The sequence below is a fragment of the Rhodoblastus sp. 17X3 genome, from assembly GCF_030056575.1.
In the GTDB taxonomy this organism is placed as follows: Bacteria; Pseudomonadota; Alphaproteobacteria; order Rhizobiales; family Beijerinckiaceae; genus Rhodoblastus.
The window spans coordinates 27768-53531 of the sequence record NZ_JASHHX010000010.1 but is presented as its reverse complement, the minus strand read 5'-3'; the positions used below and the strand labels follow the sequence as shown (position 1 = coordinate 53531).

Below are 25764 nucleotides of genomic sequence, written 5' to 3'. Positions count from 1 at the left end.
AAGGAGCCATTTTTCCAAAGCGCGGTAATTCGGGCCGCCGGAAAGAGAATGGCTCCGGCCGCGAGCTCAGCTTTGCCGTTCGAGGATTTCGGCCTCGAACTGCGCGAGCGCCTCCGACGGCATGGATGAGCAATTGGCCATGGTCGGGAAGTCCCGCGCCCGCACGTCCAGCAGATAGGCGGCCGAGGCCTCGCGCATGGCGGCGCCGACCTCGGCATAGCGGCGGTTGTGGCGGAAGTTCCGATCGCCATAGCCCAGCACGTCCGGGAAGACGAGAACCTGGCCGTCTGTCGACGCGCCGGCCCCGATGCCGATGGTCGGCGCCTTGATCGCGCGCGACACCGCGGCGGCAAGCTCAGCGGGGACCAGTTCCAGCACCAGCATGAAGACGCCAGATTCGTCGAGCGCCTTGGCGTCCTCGAAAATCCGTGACGCCTCCTCGAAGGTCTTGCCATGCACGCGCTTCTCGCAGCGCTGCGGCTCGAAGCCGAGATGGCCGCAGACCGGAATGCCGGAGGTGGCCAGCACCTGCACCAGTTCCGGATGGGCGCCCTCGAATTTCACGGCGTCCGCGCCCGCCTGCTGCAGGAATTTGGCGCTGGCGACCGCCTGTTCGGGCGAATCATAGGTGGCGAAGGGCAGGTCGGCGATGATGAATGTGTCTGGCGCGCCGCGGCGCACCGCGCGGGTATGATGCGCCATGTCGGCCAGCGTCACCTCGCGCTCGCTGGCGTAGCCCAGAATATTCACGCCGACGCTGTCGCCGACAAGGATGACATCGATCTCCGCCTGTTGCTGCGCACGCGCCTGCGGCGCGTCATAGGCGGTCAGCATGGCGATTTTCTCGCCATGACGCTTCATCTCGGCAAATCTGGCTAAGGAGCGCATGCAAACTCTCTCGTTTCCCCCGGCCGCGCTGCCGGCGGCCACCCTCTATCTGTCTCTATTTCGCGAGTCCACAAGATGGCGGCGAGGCGACTTTTGCGTGACCGCCCTGTGGATAGCGGCGACAATTGCGCCGGGTCGATTGCGCGCGGGGGGCGGCGTCCCCATTTGTGAGGCTGCGCTCCTATGCCCGGAACAACATGAAATTCCCGCCGTCCTTCCTCGATGAGATCCGGGCGCGGCTTCCTTTGTCGGAAGTCGTGGGGCAAAGCGTGAAACTCAAGAAGGAAGGACGCGAATTTCGCGGCCTCTCGCCCTTCAATTCGGAAAAGACGCCCTCCTTTTATGTAAATGACCAGAAGGGCTTCTATTACGATTTTTCCGCCGGCAAGAATGGCGATCATTTCAATTTCCTGATGGAAACCCAAGGCATCGGCTTTCCCGAAGCGGTCGAGCGGCTCGCGGGCATGGCCGGCCTCGCCATGCCGGTCGCCACGCCCGAGGCCGCCGCGGCGGAAAGAAGGCGCGCCACCACGCTCGAAGCGCTGGAAATGGCGGCGGACTTCTTCGAACGCCAGTTGCGCGGAGCCTCCGGGGCCAAGGCGCGCGCCTATCTGGCGGAACGCGGTCTCAACGTCGAGGCGCGCGAAAAATTCCGGCTCGGCTATGCGTCCGCCGAGCGCTTCGCCCTGCGCGATTATCTCGCGGGCAAGGGCTGTTCCGCCGAGACCATGATCGAGGCCGGGCTGCTCACCCATGGCCCGGACATCGCGGTTCCCTATGACTTTTTCCGCGACCGGCTGATGTTTCCGATCTGTGACCGCTCGGGCCGCGTGATTGCCTTCGGTGGCCGCGCGCTCGCCAAGGACGTGCAGCCCAAATACAAGAATTCGGCGGAGACGCCGCTGTTTCACAAGGGCTCGAACCTCTACAACCTGCACAACGCCCGCAAGGCGGCGCATGAGCGCGGCACGGTGGTGGCGGTCGAAGGCTATGTGGACGTCATTTCCATGAGCCTCGCCGGCTGCCCCCATGTCGTCGCAGGGCTGGGAACGGCTTTGACCGCCGACCAGTGCGAGTTGCTGTGGAAGATGGCGGAGGAGCCGATTCTCTGTTTCGATGGCGACAAGGCCGGGCGCAAAGCGGCATTCCGCGCTTTGGACACCGCGCTGCCCCTGATCGCGGCGGGCCGCAGCCTGCGCTTCGCCTTGCTCCCCGAGGGCCAGGACCCGGACGATCTCGCCCGCGCCGGGGGGCGCGAGGCGCTGGAGGCCGTGCTGGCTTCAGCCAAGCCGCTGGTGGAAATGCTTTTTTTGCGCGAGGCTGAGGCCCAGGCGCTGGATACGCCGGAGCGGCGCGCCGGGCTGGAGCGCCGCCTGCGCGAAGCGGCCAGCCAGATTCGCGACGAAAACCTGCGGCGCCATTATTTCGACGATCTGCGCGAGAGGCTGGCCAATCTGTTCGGCCGGTCCCGTCAGCCTGTGAGCAACGGCGGCTTTTCACGTCGCGGGCGTTCTTTCGGCCGCGAGGCGGGGAGCCGTGCGCCGCTCGCCGCCAGCCAGGCCCTGTTGCAAACGAGTCTGTTTTCGGCCCCGAGGGAAGCCGCCGCGCCGCGCGAAAATCTGATTCTCATGCTGCTCATCAATCATCCGGGCCTGCTCGCCCGTCATGCCGAGGATATTGCGCGGCTCGATTTCGCCGGCGCGACCGGCAAGAAGCTGCGCGACGCCCTGCTCGGGATGGCCGAGCCGGACCTCGCGCCGCATGATTTGCGCGACATGCTGGTCGCGCGCGGATTCGGCCCGCAAATCGAGGCTTTATCGCGCGACGCCACAATTTCGACATTGTGGTGCGTAAGGCCGGAGGCCCATGAAAATGACGCGGACGAGGTTCTGCGTCAGGCTCTGGCCTTGCATCACAAACAGCGGGCGCTAAATAGGGAACTGCGGCAGGCCGAAATGGTTCTTGCTCAAGAGCCTTCAGAGGCTAATCTCGCGTTTCTCGCTGATATCAGGGCGCAATTGTCGGCACTGGAAGGCGTCGAGGCCTCGATCGAAGGGTTCGGAGCGCGTTCGGGCCGGGAAGAAAAGTCCGTTTGAGGATATATTTCGCGCGCCTTTCCTTGGGACGTTCCTTGGGGCGCGGCGGGAATTGAGTTTCGATAGAAACGCCACGCTTTGGTTAAGCGGACGTTAAAACTTTCCACGCACCTTGCCCTGCGGCGGCTGATTCGCTAGGGCATGCGCTCGTGTTTTTGCGGTTTGGAGTCAACATGGCGAAGAAAGACGACGCGAAGCCGGAAGGCGAAGCCGGGGTTGCCGAGGCGACCGATAGCCCCTTGCTCGATCTCTCCGACGCCGCCGTCAAGCGCATGATGAAGCTCGCCAAAAAGCGTGGCTTCGTCACCTATGCCGAATTGAACGCCGTTCTGCCGTCCGAGGAAGTCACCTCGGACCAGATCGAGGACGTCTACGCCGTTCTGAACGAGATGGGCATCAACGTCATCGAGGCTGAGGAAGCCGACGAGACCGAGGAAGAGGCGGGCGCGGAAGAAGAGGAAGCCGAGGGCGGCGACCTGGTCGAGCCCGTCGCGGCCAAGGCCGTGGCGACGCGCACGTCGGAGCCCGCCGACCGCACTGACGATCCCGTGCGGATGTATCTGCGCGAAATGGGTTCGGTCGAACTGCTGTCGCGCGAGGGCGAAATCGCCATCGCCAAGCGCATCGAAGCCGGGCGCGAGGCGATGATCGCCGGCCTGTGCGAAAGCCCGCTGACCTTCCAGGCCATCATCATCTGGCGCGACGAACTGGTCGAAAACAAGGTTCTGCTGCGCGAAATCATCGATCTCGAAGCCACTTATTCCGGCCCGGCGACCGCTGCGACCGATGAGACGGCCGAAGGGGAAGGCGAAGCCGCTGCTGATGTCCCGGGAGCGGAAGCCGAGGCCGAGGGCGAGGCGCCCTCCACCGCGCCGCGCAATCCTCCGGCCGGGCTCGACGAGCCGCCCGTTCCCGAGGACGCCTTCGAGGAGGACGACGATCTCGACAATTCCGTTTCGCTCTCCGCCATGGAGACGGAGCTGAAGCCCAAGGTTCTGGAAACCTTCGACCGCGTCGCCGACGCCTACAAGAAACTGCGGCGGCTGCAGGACCAGAATGTCGAGAACAAGCTCAAGAACGAGGCCCTGACCCCGGCGCAGGAGCGCAAGTACAAGGCGCTCAAGAAGGATATCGTCGGCGACGTCAAGTCGCTGTCGCTCAACCAGAACCGCATCGACGCGCTGGTCGAGCAGCTCTACGACATCAATCGCCGCCTGATCGGGCTTGAGACCAAGCTGCTGCGCCTGTCGGAAAGCTTCGGCGTGTCGCGCGAGGATTTCCTCAAGAACTACCACGGCTCCGAACTCGACCCGAAATGGCTGCTGCGGGTGTCGAAACTCGGCGCGCGGGGCTGGAAGGACTTTGTCGCCAACGCCAAGGACGACATTCACGACCTGCGCGGCGACATCCACGCGCTGGCGACCGAAACCGGCCTGGAGATCCTTGAATTCCGCAAGATCGTCCACATGGTGCAGAAGGGCGAGCGCGAGGCCCGTCAGGCGAAGAAGGAAATGGTCGAGGCCAATCTGCGTCTCGTCATCTCCATCGCCAAGAAATACACCAATCGCGGCCTGCAATTCCTCGACCTGATCCAGGAAGGCAATATCGGCCTGATGAAGGCGGTCGATAAGTTCGAATATCGCCGCGGCTACAAGTTCTCGACCTACGCCACCTGGTGGATTCGCCAGGCCATCACCCGCTCCATCGCGGATCAGGCGCGCACCATCCGAATCCCGGTGCACATGATCGAAACGATCAACAAGATCGTGCGCACGTCGCGCCAGATGCTGCACGAGATCGGCCGCGAGCCGACCCCGGAGGAGCTGGCCGAAAAGCTCGCCATGCCGCTGGAAAAAGTGCGCAAGGTGCTGAAGATCGCCAAGGAGCCGATCTCGCTCGAAACGCCGATCGGCGATGAGGAGGATTCGCATCTCGGCGATTTCATCGAGGACAAGAACGCGATCTTGCCGATCGACGCCGCGATCCAGAGCAATCTGCGCGAGACGACCACGCGCGTTTTGGCTTCCTTGACGCCGCGTGAAGAACGCGTGCTGCGCATGCGCTTCGGCATTGGCATGAACACCGATCACACGCTGGAGGAAGTCGGCCAGCAGTTCTCGGTGACGCGCGAACGCATCCGCCAGATCGAGGCCAAGGCCCTGCGCAAGCTGAAGCACCCCTCGCGCAGCCGCAAGCTGCGGTCCTTCCTGGACAATTGACGCAAAAGCCCGCGAGTTTCGCGGGCTTTTTTTTCGGCTGTCGAACCTGAGCCGTCGCAGGTCGCTGACGCCGAAGCGACTGGATTCGGCGGGGAGCCGGCGTAGCGGGAAGAGCAGGTAACTGCCTGAAAGCGGGCGATCCAGGCTCGCATACTTGATGCCATTGGGGGATTTCGTATCATGTCAACGTAATCCTTCCGCACACGATGGAAAATCGAAACTTTCAAAGCGTTCCGGATAGGAATTCCGTCTTGGCGACAATCCGGCTAGGGCCGTCGTAAATCCGGTCCAACACGACCAGCGGCGTGCGGTCGATGAGATTGGGGGACGAGTCTAGTAATTGGGCGCTCCTGCATTTTTCATTTTGGCTGACGAGACTGTCGCTGAACACGCTTCAAGTAGCGCTGCTTCCACCATTACGTCTAGGAGAGAGAAAAACTCCAGCTGTGCAATGCTCATAGCATCGTGGCCGCGCTGTCTCTGTGTTTTGGTGGCGCTAATCGAAGGAGTCTGCGATGCTTGAGACAATTAAAACCTACAAGACGACCAATTTCACTGTCATTTGTCAGGAGGAATGGGGTCGCTTTGTCGACCAGCGTAACCAGCGTGGCGCTTGTCATGGTTGGTTTATGTCCAAGGGCCTTTTGGCTCGTGTTTATTTCGGCGATGAAGAGTTAGGCCGTGCCGCAGTGGAGGGCTCTTTGCCTGATGATCGCTTTGAAGTGTTGCGTTTGGCGATCAGTGAGGCGCGGAAGACCGTGCGTGAGCGACAGTAAAAGGCTTTCCGCCTTTACATCTGAAAGATTGCCCCTGCGTAACGGACGAACATCCTTTTATTTGTGCGGATGTTCGTCCGATAATTTTTTCATGGGTTATTGAAAGGCAATTCCTGCGTTTTGAAGCGTTGTCAGGATTTTCTCGGCTAAATAGCTTTTGCCCGTTTTTTGGAGGTATCGCAGGACGATCGGCCATGGAGGCCTGTTCGTGCAGTAGGACCCTGGTCCGTTATAAAGTCCTCCGCCAGGGCCATTGTACATGCCGCCACCGGGTCCGTTATAAAGGCCGCCTCCTGGCCCGTCATAGAGGCCGCCTCCTGGCCCGTCATAGAGGCCGCCACCGGGCCCGTCGTAGAGACCGCCGCCCGGACCGGCATAGAGACCTCCTCCTGGGCCATTATAGATTCCTCCGCCTGGGCCATTGTACATGCCGCCACCCGGTCCATTGTAGAGTCCACCTCCCGGCCCGTTGTAGAGTCCGCCGCCGGGGCCGTTATATTGGTCCCTTGGCCAAGTCCCTGGCGGACAGTCTGCAAGCGCGAGAGCAGTGGTCGTGAAAAACACTATTATTGAAATAGCCGTTTTTATTTTTTTTTGTGGTGATCGCTTCCCCGCGAAACGGCTTGAATTTTCGACACGCATAAAAACTCCTCATGTAGTTGGCGAGATTGTTGATCGCGTTTTTGTTTTGCTCATAAGCGATTTTTCAAAGGAACGCTTTGAAAGTTTCGATTTTCCATCGTGTGCGGCGTTTTCGGGGTTTCGTCGAAGCGCGGACAGCGTCCGTTAGGCCGCGATTGTGTCCCTTACCCGTTGAATTCGACCTCCCGTTTAAATTTGGACGCAATTCTCCCGTGAGGACGGCTCACGCCGCCCGCAGCAGCACCCGCGGCCGCTCCATGTTCATCGCGCAGACGACAAATTGCAGGTGGAATTAGCCGTATTACCTAAACGGAGACAGCTGGTTGCGGCACCCAGAATTGTGATGACGGAGGCCGAATGTCGGGTTTGGCTTGGAAACGAGGCGTTCGCCGCCATGGCGGCTACGTCCGCAACGAGCCGGAAGTTGCCGATGGTGCGACGGCGGCTTCCCGCCCACGGCGGCCAAGGACGCCCAGGCGATTAATTGCCGAAACCACTGGCGCCCGCCGCCCATCCGCCCTAAATTGGCGGAGCGGCGCTGCGGGGTGCGTGTGGATATTTCCCCGGGGCCTTACGATCCCAACGGGAGCTGTCCCTGTCTTCGTCCGTGGACTTAGGCACATGGCGCCCACCTACCTAGTAGGTACCCGGGATCGCGTCCCACGGCTTATGCGGCCCGCACCCAGTTTTCGTGAGTTCCATGACGGACAAGGCGCAACTCCGCGCTCGATTGCGCGAGGCGCGCGCGAACATTCCGCCCGAGGCGGCCGCAGCGGCGGCGCAAGGCGTCGCCGGACGCGCTCTGGCCTTTCTGCTTGAGAAGCTCGGCGCGCTCGACCCCGCGCGCGCGCCTGTTGCGCTTTACGCCTCCCTGTCTGGCGAACTGGATTCGCAGCCCCTGCTGCGGGCGCTCGCGGAAAAAGGCTTTCCCACTTTGCTGCCGGTCGCGGGCGTCAAGGCGACGCCCTTGGTCTTTCGCCTCTGGAAGCCGGGCGACCCGCTGGCGTCCGGCCGTTACGGCCTGCGCGAGCCGCCCGCGACGGCGCCGGAAATGGTTCCGAAAATCCTGTTCGCCCCTTTGCTCGGCTTTGACGGGGCGGGAACGCGGCTCGGCTTCGGCGGCGGCTATTACGACGCAACGCTGGCGCGTTTGCGCGAAGGCGGCCTGATCGCGGCCGGGGGCCTCGCCTTCTCCTGCCAGCGGGCGGAATGGATCCCGCGTGAAAAACACGACGAAGGGCTGGATTTCGTGGTAACGGAGACGGACGTTTTCGAGTTCACGGAATTTTCATGCGCCTCCTCTTCATCGGCGACGTAGTCGGCCGCGCCGGCCGCGCCGCCATCGCCGAACATGTTCCCGCCCTGCGCCGACAGCTAGACCTCGATTTCATCGTCGCCAATGGTGAAAACGCCGCCGGCGGCTTGGGCATCACGGAAACCATCGCGCAGGAATTTCTCGGCGCCGGCGTGGATTGCATCACGCTTGGCAATCATTCCTTCGACCAGCGCGAGGCCTTGGTCTTCATCGAACGCGCGCCGCATGTGCTGCGGCCGATGAATTACCCTGCTGGCACGCCGGGGCGGGGCGCCTGGCTCTACGAGACCGCCAAGGGCGAGCGCGTGCTGGTGATGAGCGTCATGGGCCGGGTGTTCATGGACGCGCTGGACGATCCTTTCGCGGCGGTCGAGAAGGAGCTGGGCGCCTGTCCGCTCGGCCTCGCCTGCGACGCCGCGATCCTGGACATTCACGCTGAGGCTTCGAGCGAGAAACAGGCCATGGCCCATTTCTCGGACGGCCGGGTTTCGCTGGCCATAGGCACCCATACCCATGTTCCGACCGCCGACTGGCGCATCCTGCCACACGGCACCGCCTACCAGACCGACGCCGGCATGACGGGCGATTACGATTCCGTCATCGGCATGGACAAGGAAGAGCCGATCCGCCGCTTCACCCGCAAGACGCCGGGCGCGCGTTTCGAACCCGCCGATGGCCCCGCAACCTTATGCGGCCTGTTCGTCGAAACCGGCGCGGATGGCCTTGCCAAGCGCGTCGCGCCCGTGCGCCTTGGCGGCGGGCTGGGGCAGGCCGTTCCCGAAGGCATGGCGCTTCCGATCAGGTGAGCCGGCCGTTTGCCGGCGGCAGCGGCTCCGGCGGCGCCTCGCCGATGGCTTGCATGATCTCGATTTCAATGGCGCGGACGAAGGAATCCAACGCCAAATGGTTCGCCGCCAGGCCGAACGGCAGCTCCAGTTCGTCGCCAAGGGCGTCGAGGCCGAAAAAGGCATAGGCGAGCAGCATGCTGAAAAAGGGCGTGAGCCAGCCCAGCGCGCCGACCAGCCCGAACGGGACGAGCAGGCAGAAGATCCAGCTGGTCCGGTGCAGGAGCAGCGAATAGGAAAAGGGCGTCGGCGTCGAATTGATGCGCTCGCAGGCGGATTGCACGGCGCTCAGGCCCTCGACATGGGCTTCCAGCATTTGCAGCATGATTTCGCCGATCGCGCCCTCGCGCCGCGCGGCGGCGAGGTCCCGCGTCAGTCCCGCGAGCGCCGCGGCCGGGCGGTTGCGCAGGCCGGGCAGGGCGGCGGCTTCAGGCTCCGGCAGCCAGGGCGCGAGCGCAGCGACCTCGTCGCGCTCGCGCAGTTGCGCCGCCAGACAGGCCGCAAAGCCGGCGACGCGCCGCAACGCGCGGCTGCGGCGCGTGCTTTCGTCCGGCAGGAAGGCGGGGATTTCGCGGGCCAAGGCGCGGGCGTGGCCGATGGCCTGGCCCCATTGCTTGCGCCCCTCCCACCAGCGGTCGTAGCAGACGTTGTTGCGGAAGCCGAGAAAGATGGACAGCACGAGGCCGAGCAGGCTGAAGGGCGCGAGCGAGATTTCCGGCAGGAGGCCGGGGCGCAGCTCCGCCACCGCCGTGATCGCGAGGGCGACCGTTGCCACCAGCAGGATGTGAGGCAAGATCAGCGGAACGACGGTGCCGCGAAAAGCGAACAGCATGGCCGGGATGTTGAGCTGCTTTTGAACGATCATGCTGCGATCCTCGCATATTTTCCGGCCCGGCTGTTATAATCTCGCGGCTATCGGCGGAAAGCCCATCTTTTCAGCGGGGCGGCGCGCGTCTATAAGGCGCCGTCGAATTTTTCCGCTCGCCCCCCGGAAGTCTCCGGGGGCGGCGCGAGCGCATTTCAGCACAGGGACGCAAATGGCCGGGCATAGTCAGTTCAAGAACATCATGCACAAGAAGGGGAAGCAGGACGCGATCCGTTCAAAAGTCTTCTCCAAGCTGGCGCGCGAAATCACCGTGGCGGCCAAGATGGGCATGCCCGATCCGGCGATGAATCCGCGCCTGCGCCTGGCGGTGCTCGCCGCCCGCGCGGAAAACATGCCGAAGGACAATATCGAGCGCGCGATCAAGAAGGCTTCCGGCGGCGACAGCGAGAACTATGACGAGGTGCGCTACGAGGGCTACGCCCCGGGCGGCGTCGCGGTCATCATCGAGGCGCTGACCGACAACCGCAACCGCACGGCGGGCGAAATCCGCTCCTATTTCACCAAGGCGGGCGGCGCGCTGGCGGAAACCGGCGCGGTCTCTTTCATGTTCGATCACATCGGCCAGATCGAATATGACGCCAAGGTCGCCAGCGAGGACGCGATGATGGAGGCGGCGATCGAGGCCGGCGCCGACGATGTCGTCACCACGCCGGACGGCCATGAGATCACCACCTCGCTGGAAGGGCTGGCCGAGGTGTCGAAAGCTCTGGAGGCCGCCTTCGGCGAGGCCAAAAAATCCAAGCTGATCTGGCGGCCGCAGAACAATATCGCGGTGGACGACGAGGCCGGCGAAAAGATTTTGCGGCTGATCGGCTCGCTCGAAGACAATGACGACGTCCAGAACGTCTATGCCAATTTCGAGATTTCCGACGCGCTCGTCGCCAAAATGGGCGGCTGAACGAACGCACTGATCAAAAGAAACCCCGCTTCCCGCGCTATGGAAGCGGGTTTTTCGCTTTTCGGCCTCGCGAAAGAAAAACCCCGGCGGTAAGAACCGCCGGGGCCGGGATAATTGAAGACGCGTCGCCGTCAGAACCCCTTGTGCTCCAGGGCGGCCATGATCTCGTCCATGATCGCCGGATCGTCGATCGTGGCGGGCATGGTCCAGGCGTCGCCGTCGGCGATCTTCTTCATCGTGCCGCGCAGGATCTTGCCCGAGCGGGTCTTGGGCAGGCGCTGCACGGTGATGGCGATCTTGAACGCGGCCACGGGGCCGATCTTGTCGCGCACCAGCTTGACCAGGTCCTTCTCGATCTCGATCGGCGAGCGCGTCACGCCGGACTTCAGCACCACGAAGCCGCAGGGCTGCTCGCCCTTCAACTCGTCCTTGACGCCGATGACCGCGCATTCCGCGACGTCGGGATGGGAGGCCAGCACTTCCTCCATCCCGCCAGTCGAGAGGCGGTGGCCGGCGACGTTGATGATGTCGTCGGTGCGACCCATGATGTAGAGATAGCCGTCCTCGTCGATGAATCCGGCGTCGGCGGTCTTGTAATAGCCGGGGAAGTCGATGAGGTAGGATTCCTTCATCCGCTCATCCTGCTTCCACAAGGTGGGCAGGCAGCCGGGAGGCAGCGGGAGCTTCACGACGATGGAGCCCATCTTGCCGGCCGGAACCGGATGGCTGCCTTCGTCCACGATCTGCACGTCATAGCCGGGCATGGGGACAGTCGGCGAGCCGTGCTTGACGGGGAGGGCGCCGAGGCCGACCGGATTGCCGGCGATGGCCCAGCCCGTCTCCGTCTGCCACCAGTGGTCGATCACCGGCATGCCAAGGACCTGCTCCGCCCAGGCGACGGTGTCCGGATCGGCGCGTTCGCCGGCCAGGAACAGAGTGCGCATCGTGCCGATATTGTAGCGCTTGAGATGTTCGGCGTTCGGATCTTCCTTGCGCACGGCGCGCAATGCGGTCGGTGCGGTGAACAGAGCGGAAATCTTATATTCCTCGATCATGCGCCAGAAGGCGCCCGGGTCGGGCGTGCCGACCGGCTTGCCCTCATAGACGACCGTGGTCGCGCCATAGAGCAGTTGGCCATAGAGGATGTAGGAGTGGCCCACCACCCAGCCGACGTCCGAGGCTGCCCAGAACACTTCGCCCGGCTTGATGCCGTAGAGGTTCTTCATGGTCCAGCACATGGCGACGGCATGGCCGCCATTGTCGCGCACGACGCCCTTGGGAATGCCAGTGGTGCCGGAGGTGTAGAGAATGTAGAGCGGGTCGGTCGCCTTCATCTCCTCGGGCTCGACCGTCCGGCGCTCCGCCAGCGCCGCGACGACCAGATCGTTCCAGTCGAAATCGCGGCCGCCGATCATTTCGGCTTTTTCCTGCGGCCGTTGCAGCAACAGCACCTTTTCCGGCTTGACGGCGGCCAGCGAGATCGCCTCATCGAGCAGCGGCTTGTATTTGACGACACGGCTGGGCTCGATGCCGCAGGAGGCGCTGAGGATCAGCTTGGGTTCGGAATCGTTGATGCGGGTCGCCAGTTCCTTGGCGGCGAAACCGCCGAATACGACCGAGTGAATGGCGCCGATGCGGGCGCAGGCCAGAACGCCGATCACCGCTTCGGGGATCATCGGCATGTAAACCAGCACGCGGTCGCCCTTGGTCACGCCGAAATCCTTGAGGACGGACGCGACGGCGTTCACTTCGGCGAGCAATTGCTCATAGGTATAGGTGCGCTTGATGCCGGCGACGGGGCTGTCATAAATGATCGCCGGTTGCTGCGCGCGGCCGTTCTTCACATGCCGGTCGACGGCGTTGTAGCAGGTGTTGAGCGTGCCGTCGGGGAACCAGCGGCCATAAACCCCGGCGTTGGGGTCGAAAGCGATCGTCGGCGGCTTGATCCAGTCGACGTCCTTCGCGGCCTCGGCCCAGAAGGCCTGCGGATCATTGCGCCAGGACTGATAGACTTCTTGATAGCGGCTCGCCATGTTTCCCCTCGCTCCCGTTATTCTTCCGCGCCATCGTCGCGCGGCAAATTTTGCGGAAAGTGCGCTGGAAAGGCCGATAAGTCCAGAAAGAGGCGCTCAACCTTTCGGCCAATGCGCTGGCCCGGGCGTTTCGGCGCCGGCGCGCGAGCAGGGGAGAATGCCGGCGCAGCCGCCCCTCAGAATGAAAACGCCGGGCTTTTGGCCCGGCGGATTTATTGGTCTCGTCGATCTTTTAGTGGACTAATTCTTTTTCCGCGGCCTGGCGCAGTTTCGAGATTTCGTCCTTGAGCAGCAGCTTGCGTCGTTTGAGTTCGTGTACCTTGAGCTCGTCGAGGGCGGGATGGAGCTCTTCCTTCTCGATTTCCCGTTGAAGCGCCATGTGACGGCGTTCGAGTTCGGCGAGATGGCTTTGCAAGGACATGCGCAACTCCTATCGATGCTTGAACGACAGGATTGTGACACGATCCACGGAACCCGCAAGGGGGAATATTTTTGTCAAAAAGTCGTGACTTAAGGGAAGCTTAGCTGGCGGCGGGCGGGTCGCCCCGGTTCCCGAATGGTTTCCGGGGCATTGGCCCTCGCCGCCGGGTCCGGCGCGCGCTGGCGGATTTCTCAACCAGGGCCGCGGTTTGCCGCGCGCGTGACGAATTGCCTGCGCGGCGAGCCGGTTTGCCTGCATGGGGCCCCAGATTGCCTCAAGGCGGCGCCAGATTGCCTCAAGGCGGCGCATTGCGCCCTTATCTTGGTCTTGCTCTTGGAACCCGCCGCGGACATAATCCGGCCCACGGCGCGAGGGGCGCCCAATGAAATGCCCAGCGGTTTTCGATGACCAGAGAACTGAACGAAGAAGAGCGGGCCGAATTCGTCTTTGAAGTCGAGCGTTTACGGCAGGAACACCGCGATCTTGACGCGGCCATAGACGCCTTGCTGGCGGTCGGCGCCGCCGACCAGTTGCAATTGCAGCGGTTGAAGAAGCGAAAATTGTTGCTTCGCGACAGGATCACCACGCTGGAAGACGCAATGACCCCTGACATCATCGCCTGAACGTCGTCAGGCTTCTCCCGTAAATTTTGACTGAAACGGCGCTTTTGGCCAGAATCCGCCTTTCCCTTTCGGGCGCTTCGCTTTAGACACTTCGCCTTCCTTTGGTCCGGGTCAGAAACAAGTGCCGAGCAGCAAGCCTCCTGTCGCCATCATCATGGGAAGCCAGTCAGATTGGGCGACCATGCGCCACGCCAGCGAAACCCTGGATGCGCTTGGCGTCGCAGCGGACGTGCGCATTGTCTCGGCCCATCGCACGCCGGACCGTCTGGTCGCCTTCGCCCAGGGCGCGCGCGAGGCGGGCTTCAAGGTCGTCATCGCCGGGGCGGGGGGCGCCGCCCATCTGCCGGGCATGACCGCCGCCATGACGCCGCTGCCCGTATTGGGCGTCCCGGTCGAGTCCAAGGCGCTGTCGGGCGTGGATTCGCTTTATTCCATCGTTCAGATGCCAGGCGGCGTGCCGGTCGGGACTCTGGCGATCGGCAAGGCGGGGGCCGTCAACGCCGCCTTGCTCGCGGCCGCGATCCTCGCGCTGAACGATGAAAAGCTCGCGGCGCGGCTTGACGCCTGGCGCGCGAAACAGACCGGAGCGGTCGCGGAGCGTCCGAAAAAGGATGACTGAGGCGAGACTGGCGCCGGGCGCGCGCATCGGGATCATCGGCGGCGGCCAGTTGGGGCGCATGCTCGCGCTCGCCGCCGCGCGTCTCGGCCTGTCCTGCCATATTTTCACCGACCGCGAAGACGATCCGGCCATCGAAGTCGCCGCCAACGCAACGGTTGCGCGCTATGACGACGAGAAAGCCCTGGCCGTTTTCGCCGCGGCGGTCGATGTCGTCACTTATGAATTCGAGAATATCCCGGCGCGGACGGCGGAATTTCTCGCGGCCATGAAGCCGGTGCGGCCCTCGCCCTCGGTGCTGGCTCTGACGCAGGACCGGCTGATCGAGAAAAATTTCATTTCCGGGCTGGGCATCGAGGTCGCGCCCTACGCCCAGGTGGACGACGCCGGCGCGCTGGCGCGGGCGGTGGCCCAGATTGGCCGCCCCTCGATCCTCAAGACCCGGCGCTTCGGCTATGACGGCAAGGGCCAGGCCCTGGTCCGCGAAGGCTCGGACCTCGCCGTGGCCTTCCGCTCGCTCGGCGGCCAGCCCTCGATCCTCGAAGGCTTCGTGCCTTTCGTCTGCGAGGTCTCCGTGGTGGCCGCGCGCGGCCTTGACGGCGATTTCGTCGCCTGGGACGTCGGTCGCAACGAGCATGAACATCATATTCTCGCCACCACGGTCGTCCCCGCCGATATTGGCGAGGATGTTCGCCAGCGCGCGCGCGACAAGGCGAAGCGCATCGCCGAGGCGCTGGATTATGTCGGCGTGCTGGCGGTGGAGATGTTCGTCGTCGAGACGCCGGCCGGTTTGAAGCTGCTGGTCAATGAAATCGCGCCGCGCGTCCATAATTCCGGCCATTGGACGCTGGACGGCTCGGTCACCTCTCAGTTCGAGCAGCACATCCGGGCCGTCTGCGGCTTCCCGCTCGGCGTGACGCGCGCCCACGGTCCGGTCGAGATGCACAATCTCATCGGCGACGATGTCTATCGCTGGCGCGAATTTCTCGAAGTGCCGGGCGCCTGCCTGCATCTCTATGGCAAGGCGGAAGCCCGGCCCGGCCGCAAGATGGGCCATGTGACGATCCTCAAGGGCGCGAAATAGTTTTCGCGCCCACGGCGATCCGGGTCAGGCGGCCGCCGCTCCGGCCTGCGCGCCAATGACGGCGGCGCGTTCCGCCAGCAGGGCGCGGATGCGAGGCGGAACCTGACGTCCCCCCTTGGCGCGCGGATAGGGCAGTTCGGACATGGGTTTGCCCTCGGGATAGAGCGCTTCGTGCTCGGCCCAATTGTCGAAATTGCGCCGCTCGACATTGTCGACGAAGGTTTCAGCCGGGGTGTTTTCGGCCAGAATCAGCGAATGATCGTCAAGTTCGACGTGATAATAGACCCATGTCGACGGAACATGGCCCTCACGCACGATAGACGTTCCGTTCACCAGCGCGCCGGCGTGCAGCAGGACGCCGCCGACGAGCAAGGCGTGATCTGGCGAGAGCAAGAGATCGCGGGACGGGACGTTGTCGCCCAGCGCGCCAGCCTTGACCCGGACCGGCCAATTGCGAACCGGATCGGCGAACAGCGCGGAAATTGTCTGTCTGCCGAGCCATGCGACCGGCCTGGCGGCGCCATCCGCCGTCATCACGAGATCGCCGCGCTTCAAGCTCTCGACCGCGGATTCTCCGTCCGGCGTGCGGATCATCACGCCCGCCATGAAGCAGATGGCGATCGTATCGATTCCGGCGCTATCGGTTACAACGACCTGCGACGCCACCGCGCTCGATTCAAAGATGAAGCTTTGCGACAGCGTGCCGCCGGCGTTCATGATGGTGAGCGTATCGCCTGAGATGCTGTAGGTGTCGCCCGCCCCGAACGCCTGCAGCTGGATTTGGTCGCCGCCGGAAAAGCCGGTGATGGTTCCGAAGTTCACCGAGGTCATGATGACCGCAGTGTCGCTGAGCGTGCCGGTCGCGCCCTGGAAGGTGACGAGCGGCTTGATCGAGAATGTGCCGACCATGGCGTCGAAGGCGATCGTCCCGCCGTCGCCGATGACGAATTGCGTAGCCGCGCCCGCCTGATCGACGTTTTGCGTGAAAGTGAGCGTCAAGCCGGCCGAGGCCTTGGCCGTGCCGCCGCCTTGCAACTCTGCGTTCACAGTTCCGCCGCCGGTCAGATTGCCGCCGAGAACCAGTCCGAACGCATCCGTCAGCGTCGCCGATCCGCCATTGAGGTAGATGGTCCCGCCCGTGGTGATCTCCTGAACGCCTATGGTCAGCGAACCGGCGGAGCCGATCTCGAGGAGCTGGCCGGAGGTGGTCATGGAGATCGCGGAATTCGTCGCCGCGACTTGTTGGATCCGGAGATCGCCGCCAGCGACGCTGTCGATCCCGAGCTGAAGTCCCGAACTGACGTTCGCGAACACATCCAGCAATCCGCCGCTCGCTTCGACCACGCCCGCGCCGGTCAGGGTCCCGGTGGCGACATGGATCGAGCCGTAGCCGCTGATGGCGCCGCCCGCGCCGAGCGTAATGTCGGCCGCGTCGACGATGGAGCCGCCGGCGAGCGCGATCGTCCCGGACGTCAAGGCGATTCCGGCGGAGCCCGGCGCGTCCACGTAAAGCGTGAAGGCGCCCAGCGCGAGAATATCGCCGGAGAATATCGTCAGCGAATTGAGGGAGGGCGTGTTGGCGCCCAAGGTCAGCGTCAGGCTGCCGGCGCGGTTCAGAACGACGTCGTCCCCGGCCGCAGGCGCGCCGCCCGGGCCTGATCCGCCCGTCCAAACCGAGTCATCGCCCGCTCCGCCCCAGATCGTTCCGCCCAGCCAAGTCGCAGTTGTCATCGCAAGCCCCCCCCGTTTCAGGAATCCCGCGGCGTTCCTGAATGACGGCTACGTCACGCACACACTATACATCGAAAACGCCAGGCCCAATGCGTCTAAGTCGCTCGCGGTTAACATCGCCGGCGAGCCTGCCGCCAGGCTCTCCGATCAAAACGTCTTCCCCATCAGGAGGTAGCTTCGCCTTCCCACCTTTCAGCGGCAACGCACGAGCTTGAATCAAGTTCCGCCTGAAACAGGATGCTTGGCCGAACGGCCCGGGGCCGGCTCCGCGCAAGCGTGTTCGCCGTCCGACTCGCATATGGAAATGATCGAAAGCTGATCGCTCCCGATCTTCGGCGCGACGCCCTATCTTGTCACCGGCTTGGCGCTGACCGGATCGGCGCTGGCTGGCGCGCAACCGGCCTGGCGCTGGAAATTCGCCAGGAAGCGTCGTGAAAAAGCCTCCGCGCCCTTGTCGTTCAGATGGTTCGCCCCATCATAGAGATCGCTGAGGGGCGCGAAGGAGTCCCGGGCCGAACCGATCATCGGTATGCCCAATTCGGCGAAGACCTCAGCAATGCCGGTCGTGGCCTTCGTCATGCCTGCCTCGTGGCCGATGTATTCCGGCGGCCAGCCGCCATAGACGCGGACGCCATGCGCATCCGCCCAGGCCTTGAACCGCAGCAGGCGATCCAGCACAGGGCCGGTCCGCGGCGGCCTATATGTGGGAAAGTGGCGCAGAACCACGGCGTCGAGCGTATTGGGGGAAATATTTTCCGGATTCTTGCCGGTCTGATCGCCGAACGCATCGACATGGTCCAGGGTGTAGATCCATATTTTCGGCATGTTGGGCGGCGCGTGAGGCTGTGCGTCGAACAGGGCGCCGGACAGCTTCAGCGCCGGGGCTTTCAGCCCCTCCCAGATCCGGGTGGAAAAGTAATAATCCGGCGTCGTGCGCTGCTCGGGTTCGTGCTGGCGGACATATTCACGCAGGACGTCGCCGACGGGGAAGGGCGAGCCCAGCATTCCCACTTCGATAAAGATCACCGCGCTGTCGCCCGGCGCCAACACTTTCTCGGCTTCGCGCAGCGGAAGATCGATCCCGAGCAGGACATGCAGCCCGAAATTGACGAAGCGGCAGGAGGATTCGGACGACATCAGACGCGCGTCCAGACCGAAATGAACAGATGAGCTGCCGATCAGCAGGACTTTTGGCGCCGGGGTCGCCGCGGCGATCTCCTTTTTGCGCATCAGAATGTCATGCACCCAGCGGACGTCGGCCATGGTGGGCAGAGACCCGAACCAAAGCGCCTGAAGTCCCGTTCCAAGCAAGGCCGCCAGAGCGAAGACAAGAAGCGATCTCCTGATCATGCCGCCCTCTTCAGAACTGGAAATAAAGGAAGGGAGAGGCCGAACCGCTCAGAACCTGGCCAATTCCGAGCGCGAACAGAAAGCCCGCGCCCGCTGCAAAAAGCAACGGGCGGCGGCGATAGAAATCCAGGATGGCTCTGTCGAGCGCGGTCGGCGTCGCGGCCGTCGGCAGGGGGCTGTGCATCGGCTGGTAATCCAGCGAGCGCCATACATTGGGAAGCACGAGAACAATGGCCGCGCCAAGAATGATCCATGCGCCGCCGAACAGCAGGCCCGACCACGAAGCCAGGATTCGGCCATCGACCAGGAAGGCCGCGGGCATGGGCCAGGGATCGAAGAAGGGCGGCGTTGCGCCCGACAGGCCCGCCATGCCCTTCAGCATGGTCACGGAGCCCTGGAGGGTGTTCGCCCGGAACGGAACCCAGGCGATGACGACGGCGACAAGGGTCAGCAGTCCCGCGCGCCACGAGCTGAACAGCCAGATGAGCGCGGCGGGGGCGCCTTCGGCATAAGTCCGCCACATGTGGTTCACGATCAGGAAGATCCCGTGCAGGCCGCCCCAGATCAGGAAGGTCCAGCCCGCGCCGTGCCAGATGCCGCCAATCAGCATTGTCGCGAGGAGATTGACATGGCGGCGCAGTGCGCCGCGGCGGTTTCCGCCCAGAGGAATATAGAGATATTCCAGCAGGAAACGGGAAAGGGTGATGTGCCAGGCCTTCCAGAATCCGATGATCGAGGTCGACCGGTAGGGCGAATCGAAATTGACCGGCAGCCGCACGTTGAACAGGAGCGCCAGTCCGATCGCCATGTCGGAATAGCCGGAAAAATCGAAATAGATCTGGAACGTATAGGACAGGGCGCCGAGCCAGGCCGCGTAGGCGTCGACTGCTGCGGCCTTGTCGGCGAAATCGAATATGGGCGAGGCATAGGTCGCGAAGGAATCGGCCAGGATTACCTTCTTGAACAGGCCGAGCCCGAACATGATCAGCCCGGCCAGAATATTGCTTTCGATTGGACTTATGGTCCGCTCGTCGGAAAACGAAGGGTTGACCTCGCGGAAGTGGACGATCGGGCCGGCGATCAATTGCGGGAAAAAAAAGACGAAGAGAGTGAACCGTCCCGCGGAATGGTCCTGGAGCTGGTTACGGTAGGCGTCGACCAGATAGGCGATCTTCTGGAAGATGAAGAACGAGATCGCGAGCGGCATCAGCGGCTCGACGATTCCCAGTGAAACGCCGGTCAGCGCCTCGATATTGGCGACCATGAAGCCGGTATATTTGAAATAGACGAGGGTCGCGACATTGACCGCGACGCCCGTCGCCACGGCGCGGAAACGCATAGTCTCGGGGCGATCGGCGGATTTGCGGAGGAAAAATCTGTAAACGGAGTAATTGAAAATGACGAGGGCGAGCAACAGGCCGGTGTCCGGCAGGCGCCAGGACGCATAAAACAGGATCGAGGCCGCTGCGAGCACGAAATGCGCAGCAGTCTTGCCAATGAATTTTCCCGCCAGGAAATAAGCGAAAAGCGTCGCGGGCAGAAAAATAAACAGGAACTGCGGCGACTGAAAAAGCATTTCCGTTTCTCATTTTCGTGCGCCAAGTCGGGCGGGCAAAAAATCCTCGGGCGAGGCGCAAATCCAGTCAAACGAAGCCGTACAGGTCGCCATCAATGTTGATTCGGGCGCGAAGCCTGTAATGACGTTTCACGATCAAGCGTTGTCTTGCGCGAAAGAATGAAATGCGCGGAACGCTCCAGCTGCCGTTACGTCGAAAATGTCTTCCCATATAGGAGGACGTTTGTCTAATCCTTCGCCGATCGGATCGGGATGGCCGATTGACGCCGGGATTCAACGGAGCGGGTCTTGCGCGGCGAGGCCGTCGCGCGCTTCCACGCCGCCGCTTCCCGCCAGCAATTTGATGGAAATCCGGCGCCCGACATTGCGAAACCTGATTTCGACCGATCGATGAAAGAGGTCGATGGGCGCAAGGGAGGAAACAACGAACAGGACCTTGCCGAGATTGGCCCAGAGCGGCGAGGCGCCCGCTTCGAGCAGCGCGTCGCCGAACGCCTGGATCGCCGCGAAGATCAGGATGTGAAGCAGATAGATCGCGTAGGACCGCTCGCCCAGATAGACGAAAGCCCGCCCCAGCAGCGGAATCTGAAACAGATCGGCATTGACGCTGGCGACGGCGACAAGGACCGCGGCGAACAGGAGCATCACGCCATTGGCGGAATCATGGTTCCACATCAGGATGATCGTCTCGGTCAGGCCGCCGGTGCAGACAATGAGAACGAGCGCGCCGAGGACCCATTTCATGCCTGTCTTCCAGCGTGTGACAAAGTCGAGATTTGGCCGGAAACAGGCGATGGCGACGCCCCAGAACAGCCCGTCGACGCGAAACCACCACATCGCGTCGCTGGGCAGGCTCTTGCGCACGAAGAACAGGCCGGCCACCACGGCCAGGGCGACCAGACCGAGACGGCGCATGGAGCCGCAGGCGATCATGATGAAGGGAAACAGGAAATAGAATTGTTCTTCGAGCGAGAGGCTCCAATAGGCGCCGAAAAGCGTCACGTCGCCGCCACGGACCAGCTGCCGCCAGCCCCAGACATTGAAGAGCTGAAGAACGGCCGCCGCCGCCGCCTCTGCGTGGAGCCAGAAGCCGCCGAGCGTCGCTCCGATCGCCCTGGGCGAAAACAGGGCGATGAAGACAAGCGTCAGGCCGATGGTCGCAAAGGCCCCCGGCAGCAGTCGAAAGGCCCGGCGAATCCAGAAGGCTGCCAATACCCTGCCGGCAAGCCGGCAACGATCCCGGATGGCGCCGAGGCGCTTCCCGCCGCCGTAAAGCGCGTTCCAGACCTTGCCCATCTGGTCCCGCAACGACGCCGTAATGACGAAGCCGCTGATCACGAAAAACAGATCCACGCCGGAGCCGAGCCAGTGGCGGCTGTTGAAAGCGGTCAGCCCGGCCCAATCCGGAAAAGCCAGGATCGAATGGGCGATCAGCGTGAGGGCGATGGCCAGTCCGCGCAGAAACTCGATATCGGCGATTTTCCCCGAAGGCGCATCGGGCCGGCGGAGGCTCGCTTGCAAGACATCTTTCATGGGTTCAAGACATCTCTCAATTGGAGCCGCTCCCGATCCATTTTCCGCGCCGCGCCTGAAAGCCCGGTTGAACAGGCCGCAGGTTTCTCCTTATCGGCAATTGGCCATTTCTCAAAGGCCCCGTCGCGGTCATCCACCGAGGGTCTCCGGCGCGTTCAAAGCTTGCCGCGGATTCAGACCCGCGCCGATATTGACATCGCCCGGCATTGGCGTTCTAGTTCCGGACATGGGGATCGCGGTCTCCCCACGAGGCGACATGCCAAAGAATCGCGTCCCGCTCTGTCAGCTGAGGACGCTCGATGTCTGCCTATACGTCGATAACTTCCGACAAACTGGTTCGCCTGCTGGGTTCGCCAAAGGGGCCGGCCCTCGTCGATATTCGCGCCGAAGCCGATTTTTCTGCCGATCCGCGTCTGATTCCCGGCGCCGTGCGCCGCGACCGGGCCGCCGTCGCACAATGGGGGCTGGCTCTCGCCGGCCAGTCAGCGATCGTCATCTGCGAAAATGGGGGGCGTTTTGGCCACGGCGTGGCGGCCTGGCTTCGTCACGAGGGCGTGCGCGCCGAGACGCTCGAAGGGGGGCATGCGGCCTGGGCGGCGGCGGGTCTGCCGCTGGTTCCCCAAGACAAATTGCCCCCTCGCGACGCGCAAGGCCGCACCATCTGGGTGACGCGCGCGCGGCCCAAGGTCGACCGCATCGCCTGTCCCTGGCTTATCCGCCGCTTTGTCGATCCCAACGCCGTGTTTCTCTTCGCGCCGGCCTCGGACGTATTGGGTGTCGGCGAGACGTTCCAGGCGACGCCCTTCGATGTCGAAGGCGTGTTCTGGTCGCATCGCGGCGCCAATTGCGCCTTTGACGCGATGGTCGAGGAACTCGGCCTCAAGACTGAGCCGCTGCTGCGGCTGGCGGCCATCGTGCGCGGCGCCGACACCGCCCGTCTCGATATCGCGCCCGAGGCCGCGGGGCTGCTCGCGGCCTCGCTCGGCCTGTCGCGGCTTTATGCGGACGATCTGGAGCAGCTCGAGGCTGGGCTCGCGCTTTACGATGCCTTCTACCGCTGGTGTCGCGACGCCGTCGACGAATCGCACGTCTGGCACGCCGCCAAGCCCGGAAAATTGAAATGACCGAATTGACCAGAGGCATTGCGGCCGCCGAAGCTGGACATAAATCCGGACATGGCGTCTCGCTCGGCGAGGCGTTCCGGGTCTGGTCGCGCATCGCGCTCCTGAGTTTCGGCGGACCGGCAGGGCAGATCGCCTTGATGCACCGCGTTCTCGTCGACGAGAAGAAATGGGTGTCGGACAGCCGGTTTCTGCACGCGCTCAACTATTGCATGCTGCTGCCCGGCCCCGAGGCGCAGCAGCTCGCCACCTATATCGGCTGGCTGATGCACAGAACCCCCGGTGGGATCATGGCGGGGGGATTGTTCGTCCTGCCGGGCGCCGTCGCCATCATGTTTCTCAGCATCGTCTATGCGGCCTTCGGCAAGGTCGGAATCGTCGCCGCGCTATTCTTCGGCCTCAAGGCGGCGGTCCTCGCGATCGTGTCGCAGGCCGTCCAGCGCATCGGCAAGAAGGCCCTGAAGAACCGCGTCATGCAGGGGCTCGCGGCGGCGGCCTTTGTCGCCATTTTCTTCTTCGACGTGGCCTTCCCGCTCATCATCCTGGCGGCGGGCGTGATCGGCTTTTTCGGCGGCAGGGCCGGCCTTGCGGCCTTCGCGGTGGGTGGCGGCCATGGAACGGGCGGCGCGGCGGCTGGCGAGAGCCTGCTGGGCGAAGAGACGCCCGACCATGCGAAGATCGCCGTCGGCCATTCACTCAAGATCGCGGCGATCTGGCTCGTCGTCTGGCTCGCGCCGGTTGCGGCGCTGCTGTTTTTCCTCGGCGGGGCAAATATCTTTTCGCAGATCGCCTTGTTCTTTTCCAAGATGGCGGTGGTGACCTTTGGCGGCGCCTATGCGGCGCTGGCCTATGTCGCGCAGCGGGCGGTCGACGACTTTCACTGGCTGAGGCCGGGCGAAATGCTCGACGGCCTCGGCATGGCGGAGACGACGCCCGGCCCGCTGATCATGGTGCTGCAATTCGTGGGCTTCATGGCGGCTTACCGCTCGCCGGGCGCATGGCCGCCGCTGCTCGCGGGCGCGGCCGGCGGCCTGCTGACGGTCTGGGTGACCTTCACCCCCTGCTTCCTGTGGATCTTCCTCGGCGCGCCCTATATCGAGCAATTGCGCGGCAACAAGGCGCTGACCGGCGCGCTGTCGGCGATCACCGCTGCCGTCGTCGGCGTCATTCTCAATCTCGCCGTCTGGTTTGCGATCCACACGATCTTCCGCCAGACCATTCCGGCGCAGGGATTCGGCTTCTCGTTCGACGTTCCGGTCATCGCCAGCATGGATCCTTGGGCCCTGCTTCTATCCGTCGGCGCGGTCGTCGCCATATTCCGCTTCAGGGCGAGCCTGTTGCAAACTCTTGCCGCCTCGGCGGCGGCGGGCGTCGCGCTCCATGCGCTGGGACTGGTCGCGGCCGGCGGGAACTGAAGAAAATAGCTCCCGCCTCCGCGGTCGAACCCCGCTTCCTAAGCGAAGGACTGGTATTGCGGGTTGTAGACATGGCTCCGAATCAGGGCCTCGACGTCCTGTGGGCGCGCTACGCCCGCCAGTCCCAGATCGAAAATACGAGTCGCGACTCGCGTTGCGGTCTTGATTTCGGTCTCCAGAATGTTCGACTGCGGCGGGTAGAGCATCCCCTGCTTCAATAGATTTTCGGGCACCTGATCGGCGACGGCTTTCGCCGCTTCGATGAATAGTTCGTCGGGGACGCGCTTGGCCTCCGTCGCATAGACCGCCATGCCGATGGCCGGGAAGATGTAGAAATTATTGGCCTGGCCCGGCAGAAAAGTCGTTCCGTTGTATTGGACGGGCGGGAACTGCACGCCCGCCGCGAAAATGGCCTTGCCGTTCGACCAGCGATAGGCCTGCTCCGCCGTGCATTCGGCGTGCTCTGTCGGGTTGGACAAGGCCAGGATGATCGGGCGCTCGTCGATGGCGCTCAGCGTCTCGACCACATCCCTGGAGAACGCGCCGCCAATCGTGCTGACGCCGATGATCGTCGTCGGCTTGATGCTCTTGATCGCCGCGAGGAAATCCCGGGTGGGCGCATGTGGATGCGCATAGGGACGCTGGAAATCGAACAGATCCGTCCTGGTAGATTCCAGCAGGCCGTTGACGTCGAACATGTGGACGTTGGCTTGAGCCTGAGCCAGGGTCAGGCCTTGCTCCACCAGCGCCGAGCACAGGAGGTTCGCCAGACCGACGCCCGCCGATCCCGCGCCGAGGAACAGATAGCGCTCGTCCGCCAGTCGCGTTCCCTTGAGCTTGCAGGCGTTGATCATCCCGGCGAGCGTGATGCCGGCGGTTCCCTGCACGTCGTCATTATAGACGCAATATTTGTCGCGATAACGCTGCAGGAGATGCACGGCGTCAGCGCCGGTCCAGTCTTCGAAGTGAACGCAGCATTTCGGGAAGACCTCTTGGACGGCCTCCATGAATTCGTCGACGAAGGAAAACAATTCTTCCGTCGGAGGCCGCTTGCGACGCAGGCCGAGATACAGGGGATCCTGAAGATATTGTTCGTTGTTCGTGCCGGCGTCGAGATACATCGGCATCAGTCCGCGCGGCGGAACGCCAGCCGCCGCGGTATATAATTGCAGCTTGCCGATCGGGATTCCCATTCCGTTCGCGCCGAGGTCTCCAAGCCCCAGAATGCGGCCGCCGTCTGTCACGCAAATGAACCTGACGTCCTCGACCGGCCAGTTGCGAAGGACGTCGCGGACATGCCCGCGCCGCTCGATGGAAAGATACATGCCGCGCGGCGCGCGGAAGATGTGGCCGAACTTGAGGCAGACTTCGCCGATCGTCGGATCGTAGACGATCGGCAGGAACCGCGCTGGATCGGACATGATCGTCCGGTAGAACAGGGTTTCGTCGTGATCGAGCAGATTGACCAGGTAGATGTAGCGGTCGAGATCGGTCGACTTGTGACCGAGTTGCTGCAAGACGCGGCGCAACTGGAGATCTTCGGACTCGGTGACGTCGGGCACGAGGCCGACAATCCCCAGGGCCTCGCGTTCCGCTTCCGTGAAGGCCGTCGATTTATTGAGGGCCGGGTCCAGCAGAACTTCGACGCCACGTTTTTTCGTAGTCGGATTGGACATATTCTTCACCACACGCTTTG

20 protein-coding genes and 1 other RNA gene are annotated in these 25764 nt (G+C 63.3%); 12 read left to right on the top strand and 9 right to left on the bottom strand.

What is annotated here, in order from left to right:
• Nucleotides 1–66 precede the first annotated feature (66 nt).
• Nucleotides 67–888: a 3-methyl-2-oxobutanoate hydroxymethyltransferase gene (gene panB, locus QM467_RS11085; RefSeq protein WP_283366382.1), complete on the bottom strand. Its 822-nt coding sequence runs from the start codon at nt 886–888 to the stop codon at nt 67–69.
• A gap of 197 nt (nt 889–1085) precedes the next feature.
• On the opposite strand from panB, the gene dnaG reads away from it, so the two are divergent.
• The 6 genes from dnaG (at nt 1086) to QM467_RS11055 (ending at nt 8742) form a co-directional block, all read left to right on the top strand.
• Nucleotides 1086–2984, top strand: a complete 1899-nt coding sequence (gene dnaG / locus QM467_RS11080; protein ID WP_283366381.1) for a DNA primase — start codon at nt 1086–1088, stop codon at nt 2982–2984.
• Nucleotides 2985–3157: 173 nt separating this feature from the next.
• Nucleotides 3158–5203: an RNA polymerase sigma factor RpoD gene (rpoD, locus tag QM467_RS11075; protein ID WP_283366380.1), complete on the top strand. Its 2046-nt coding sequence runs from the start codon at nt 3158–3160 to the stop codon at nt 5201–5203.
• Between the two features lie 515 nt (nt 5204–5718).
• Nucleotides 5719–5979, top strand: coding sequence for a hypothetical protein (locus QM467_RS11070; protein WP_283366379.1), 261 nt, complete (start codon nt 5719–5721; stop codon nt 5977–5979).
• Between the two features lie 1174 nt (nt 5980–7153).
• A non-coding RNA gene (ssrS, locus tag QM467_RS11065) (6S RNA) lies at nt 7154–7302 on the top strand.
• Between the two features lie 19 nt (nt 7303–7321).
• Nucleotides 7322–7939, top strand: coding sequence for a 5-formyltetrahydrofolate cyclo-ligase (locus QM467_RS11060; protein WP_283366378.1), 618 nt, complete (start codon nt 7322–7324; stop codon nt 7937–7939).
• A complete protein-coding gene (locus QM467_RS11055) occupies nt 7912–8742 on the top strand; it encodes a TIGR00282 family metallophosphoesterase (protein WP_283366377.1) in 831 nt (276 codons plus the stop codon). The genes QM467_RS11060 and QM467_RS11055 overlap by 28 nt, the downstream gene beginning before the upstream one ends.
• Here the strand turns inward: QM467_RS11055 and QM467_RS11050 are convergent.
• Nucleotides 8735–9646 carry a bestrophin family protein gene (locus tag QM467_RS11050; RefSeq protein ID WP_283366376.1) on the bottom strand — a complete coding sequence of 304 codons (912 nt, stop codon included), beginning with the start codon at nt 9644–9646 and terminating at the stop codon, nt 8735–8737. The two genes, QM467_RS11055 and QM467_RS11050, sit on opposite strands and share 8 nt — an antisense overlap.
• Before the next feature lie 172 nt (nt 9647–9818).
• On the opposite strand from QM467_RS11050, the gene QM467_RS11045 reads away from it, so the two are divergent.
• Nucleotides 9819–10565 (top strand): YebC/PmpR family DNA-binding transcriptional regulator, encoded by a 747-nt coding sequence (locus QM467_RS11045; RefSeq protein WP_283366375.1) that lies wholly within the window; start codon nt 9819–9821, stop codon nt 10563–10565.
• Nucleotides 10566–10696: 131 nt separating this feature from the next.
• Here the strand turns inward: QM467_RS11045 and QM467_RS11040 are convergent, their stop codons facing one another.
• Nucleotides 10697–12598, bottom strand: a complete 1902-nt coding sequence (locus tag QM467_RS11040; RefSeq protein WP_283366374.1) for a propionyl-CoA synthetase — start codon at nt 12596–12598, stop codon at nt 10697–10699.
• 232 nt (nt 12599–12830) lie between these two features.
• The gene (locus QM467_RS11035; RefSeq protein ID WP_283366373.1) at nt 12831–13019 is read right to left on the bottom strand and encodes a YdcH family protein; all 189 of its coding nucleotides are present in this window, start codon (nt 13017–13019) and stop codon (nt 12831–12833) included.
• 404 nt (nt 13020–13423) lie between these two features.
• Here QM467_RS11035 and QM467_RS11030 point away from each other — a divergent pair, with 404 nt between their 5' ends.
• The 3 genes from QM467_RS11030 (at nt 13424) to QM467_RS11020 (ending at nt 15342) form a co-directional block, all read left to right on the top strand.
• Nucleotides 13424–13642, top strand: coding sequence for a YdcH family protein (locus QM467_RS11030; RefSeq protein WP_283366372.1), 219 nt, complete (start codon nt 13424–13426; stop codon nt 13640–13642).
• A 154-nt stretch (nt 13643–13796) separates the two neighbouring features.
• Complete coding sequence (purE, locus tag QM467_RS11025; RefSeq protein ID WP_283366463.1) at nt 13797–14261, top strand: 5-(carboxyamino)imidazole ribonucleotide mutase; 465 nt, start codon at nt 13797–13799, stop codon at nt 14259–14261.
• Nucleotides 14254–15342, top strand: a complete 1089-nt coding sequence (locus QM467_RS11020) for a 5-(carboxyamino)imidazole ribonucleotide synthase (RefSeq protein ID WP_283366371.1) — start codon at nt 14254–14256, stop codon at nt 15340–15342. Before purE ends, QM467_RS11020 begins: the two co-directional genes overlap by 8 nt.
• A gap of 24 nt (nt 15343–15366) precedes the next feature.
• Here QM467_RS11020 and QM467_RS11015 read toward each other — a convergent pair whose 3' ends face one another.
• The 4 genes from QM467_RS11015 to QM467_RS11000 form a co-directional block, all read right to left on the bottom strand.
• Nucleotides 15367–17073: a Hint domain-containing protein gene (locus QM467_RS11015; protein WP_283366370.1), complete on the bottom strand. Its 1707-nt coding sequence runs from the start codon at nt 17071–17073 to the stop codon at nt 15367–15369.
• Nucleotides 17074–17418: 345 nt separating this feature from the next.
• Nucleotides 17419–18423, bottom strand: coding sequence for a hypothetical protein (locus QM467_RS11010; protein WP_283366369.1), 1005 nt, complete (start codon nt 18421–18423; stop codon nt 17419–17421).
• A 10-nt stretch (nt 18424–18433) separates the two neighbouring features.
• Nucleotides 18434–19999 carry an MBOAT family O-acyltransferase gene (locus tag QM467_RS11005; protein ID WP_283366368.1) on the bottom strand — a complete coding sequence of 522 codons (1566 nt, stop codon included), beginning with the start codon at nt 19997–19999 and terminating at the stop codon, nt 18434–18436.
• 273 nt (nt 20000–20272) lie between these two features.
• On the bottom strand, nt 20273–21532 hold the full coding sequence (locus QM467_RS11000) for an acyltransferase family protein (RefSeq protein ID WP_283366367.1): 1260 nt from the start codon (nt 21530–21532) through the stop codon (nt 20273–20275).
• Between the two features lie 299 nt (nt 21533–21831).
• Here QM467_RS11000 and QM467_RS10995 point away from each other — a divergent pair, with 299 nt between their 5' ends.
• Together QM467_RS10995 and chrA are read left to right on the top strand one after the other, a co-directional pair.
• The gene (locus tag QM467_RS10995; RefSeq protein ID WP_283366366.1) at nt 21832–22656 is read left to right on the top strand and encodes a sulfurtransferase/chromate resistance protein; all 825 of its coding nucleotides are present in this window, start codon (nt 21832–21834) and stop codon (nt 22654–22656) included.
• Nucleotides 22653–24068 carry a chromate efflux transporter gene (chrA, locus tag QM467_RS10990; protein ID WP_283366365.1) on the top strand — a complete coding sequence of 472 codons (1416 nt, stop codon included), beginning with the start codon at nt 22653–22655 and terminating at the stop codon, nt 24066–24068. The genes QM467_RS10995 and chrA overlap by 4 nt, the downstream gene beginning before the upstream one ends.
• Nucleotides 24069–24106: 38 nt before the next feature.
• Here the strand turns inward: chrA and QM467_RS10985 are convergent, their stop codons facing one another.
• Nucleotides 24107–25744 carry an NAD-dependent malic enzyme gene (locus tag QM467_RS10985; RefSeq protein ID WP_283366364.1) on the bottom strand — a complete coding sequence of 546 codons (1638 nt, stop codon included), beginning with the start codon at nt 25742–25744 and terminating at the stop codon, nt 24107–24109.
• Between the last annotated feature and the right edge of the window lie 20 nt (nt 25745–25764).

What these genes read in the sequence shown, in the direction of transcription:
- panB (WP_283366382.1), bottom strand. Translation starts at nt 888, where the DNA reads ATGCGCTCCTTAGCCAGATTTGCCGAGATGAAGCGTCATGGCGAGAAA.
- dnaG (WP_283366381.1), top strand. Translation starts at nt 1,086, where the DNA reads ATGAAATTCCCGCCGTCCTTCCTCGATGAGATCCGGGCGCGGCTTCCT.
- rpoD (WP_283366380.1), top strand. Translation starts at nt 3,158, where the DNA reads ATGGCGAAGAAAGACGACGCGAAGCCGGAAGGCGAAGCCGGGGTTGCC.
- QM467_RS11070 (WP_283366379.1), top strand. Translation starts at nt 5,719, where the DNA reads ATGCTTGAGACAATTAAAACCTACAAGACGACCAATTTCACTGTCATT.
- QM467_RS11060 (WP_283366378.1), top strand. Translation starts at nt 7,322, where the DNA reads ATGACGGACAAGGCGCAACTCCGCGCTCGATTGCGCGAGGCGCGCGCG.
- QM467_RS11055 (WP_283366377.1), top strand. Translation starts at nt 7,912, where the DNA reads ATGCGCCTCCTCTTCATCGGCGACGTAGTCGGCCGCGCCGGCCGCGCC.
- QM467_RS11050 (WP_283366376.1), bottom strand. Translation starts at nt 9,646, where the DNA reads ATGATCGTTCAAAAGCAGCTCAACATCCCGGCCATGCTGTTCGCTTTT.
- QM467_RS11045 (WP_283366375.1), top strand. Translation starts at nt 9,819, where the DNA reads ATGGCCGGGCATAGTCAGTTCAAGAACATCATGCACAAGAAGGGGAAG.
- QM467_RS11040 (WP_283366374.1), bottom strand. Translation starts at nt 12,598, where the DNA reads ATGGCGAGCCGCTATCAAGAAGTCTATCAGTCCTGGCGCAATGATCCG.
- QM467_RS11035 (WP_283366373.1), bottom strand. Translation starts at nt 13,019, where the DNA reads ATGTCCTTGCAAAGCCATCTCGCCGAACTCGAACGCCGTCACATGGCG.
- QM467_RS11030 (WP_283366372.1), top strand. Translation starts at nt 13,424, where the DNA reads ATGACCAGAGAACTGAACGAAGAAGAGCGGGCCGAATTCGTCTTTGAA.
- purE (WP_283366463.1), top strand. Translation starts at nt 13,797, where the DNA reads ATGGGAAGCCAGTCAGATTGGGCGACCATGCGCCACGCCAGCGAAACC.
- QM467_RS11020 (WP_283366371.1), top strand. Translation starts at nt 14,254, where the DNA reads ATGACTGAGGCGAGACTGGCGCCGGGCGCGCGCATCGGGATCATCGGC.
- QM467_RS11015 (WP_283366370.1), bottom strand. Translation starts at nt 17,073, where the DNA reads ATGACAACTGCGACTTGGCTGGGCGGAACGATCTGGGGCGGAGCGGGC.
- QM467_RS11010 (WP_283366369.1), bottom strand. Translation starts at nt 18,423, where the DNA reads ATGATCAGGAGATCGCTTCTTGTCTTCGCTCTGGCGGCCTTGCTTGGA.
- QM467_RS11005 (WP_283366368.1), bottom strand. Translation starts at nt 19,999, where the DNA reads ATGCTTTTTCAGTCGCCGCAGTTCCTGTTTATTTTTCTGCCCGCGACG.
- QM467_RS11000 (WP_283366367.1), bottom strand. Translation starts at nt 21,532, where the DNA reads ATGAAAGATGTCTTGCAAGCGAGCCTCCGCCGGCCCGATGCGCCTTCG.
- QM467_RS10995 (WP_283366366.1), top strand. Translation starts at nt 21,832, where the DNA reads ATGTCTGCCTATACGTCGATAACTTCCGACAAACTGGTTCGCCTGCTG.
- chrA (WP_283366365.1), top strand. Translation starts at nt 22,653, where the DNA reads ATGACCGAATTGACCAGAGGCATTGCGGCCGCCGAAGCTGGACATAAA.
- QM467_RS10985 (WP_283366364.1), bottom strand. Translation starts at nt 25,744, where the DNA reads ATGTCCAATCCGACTACGAAAAAACGTGGCGTCGAAGTTCTGCTGGAC.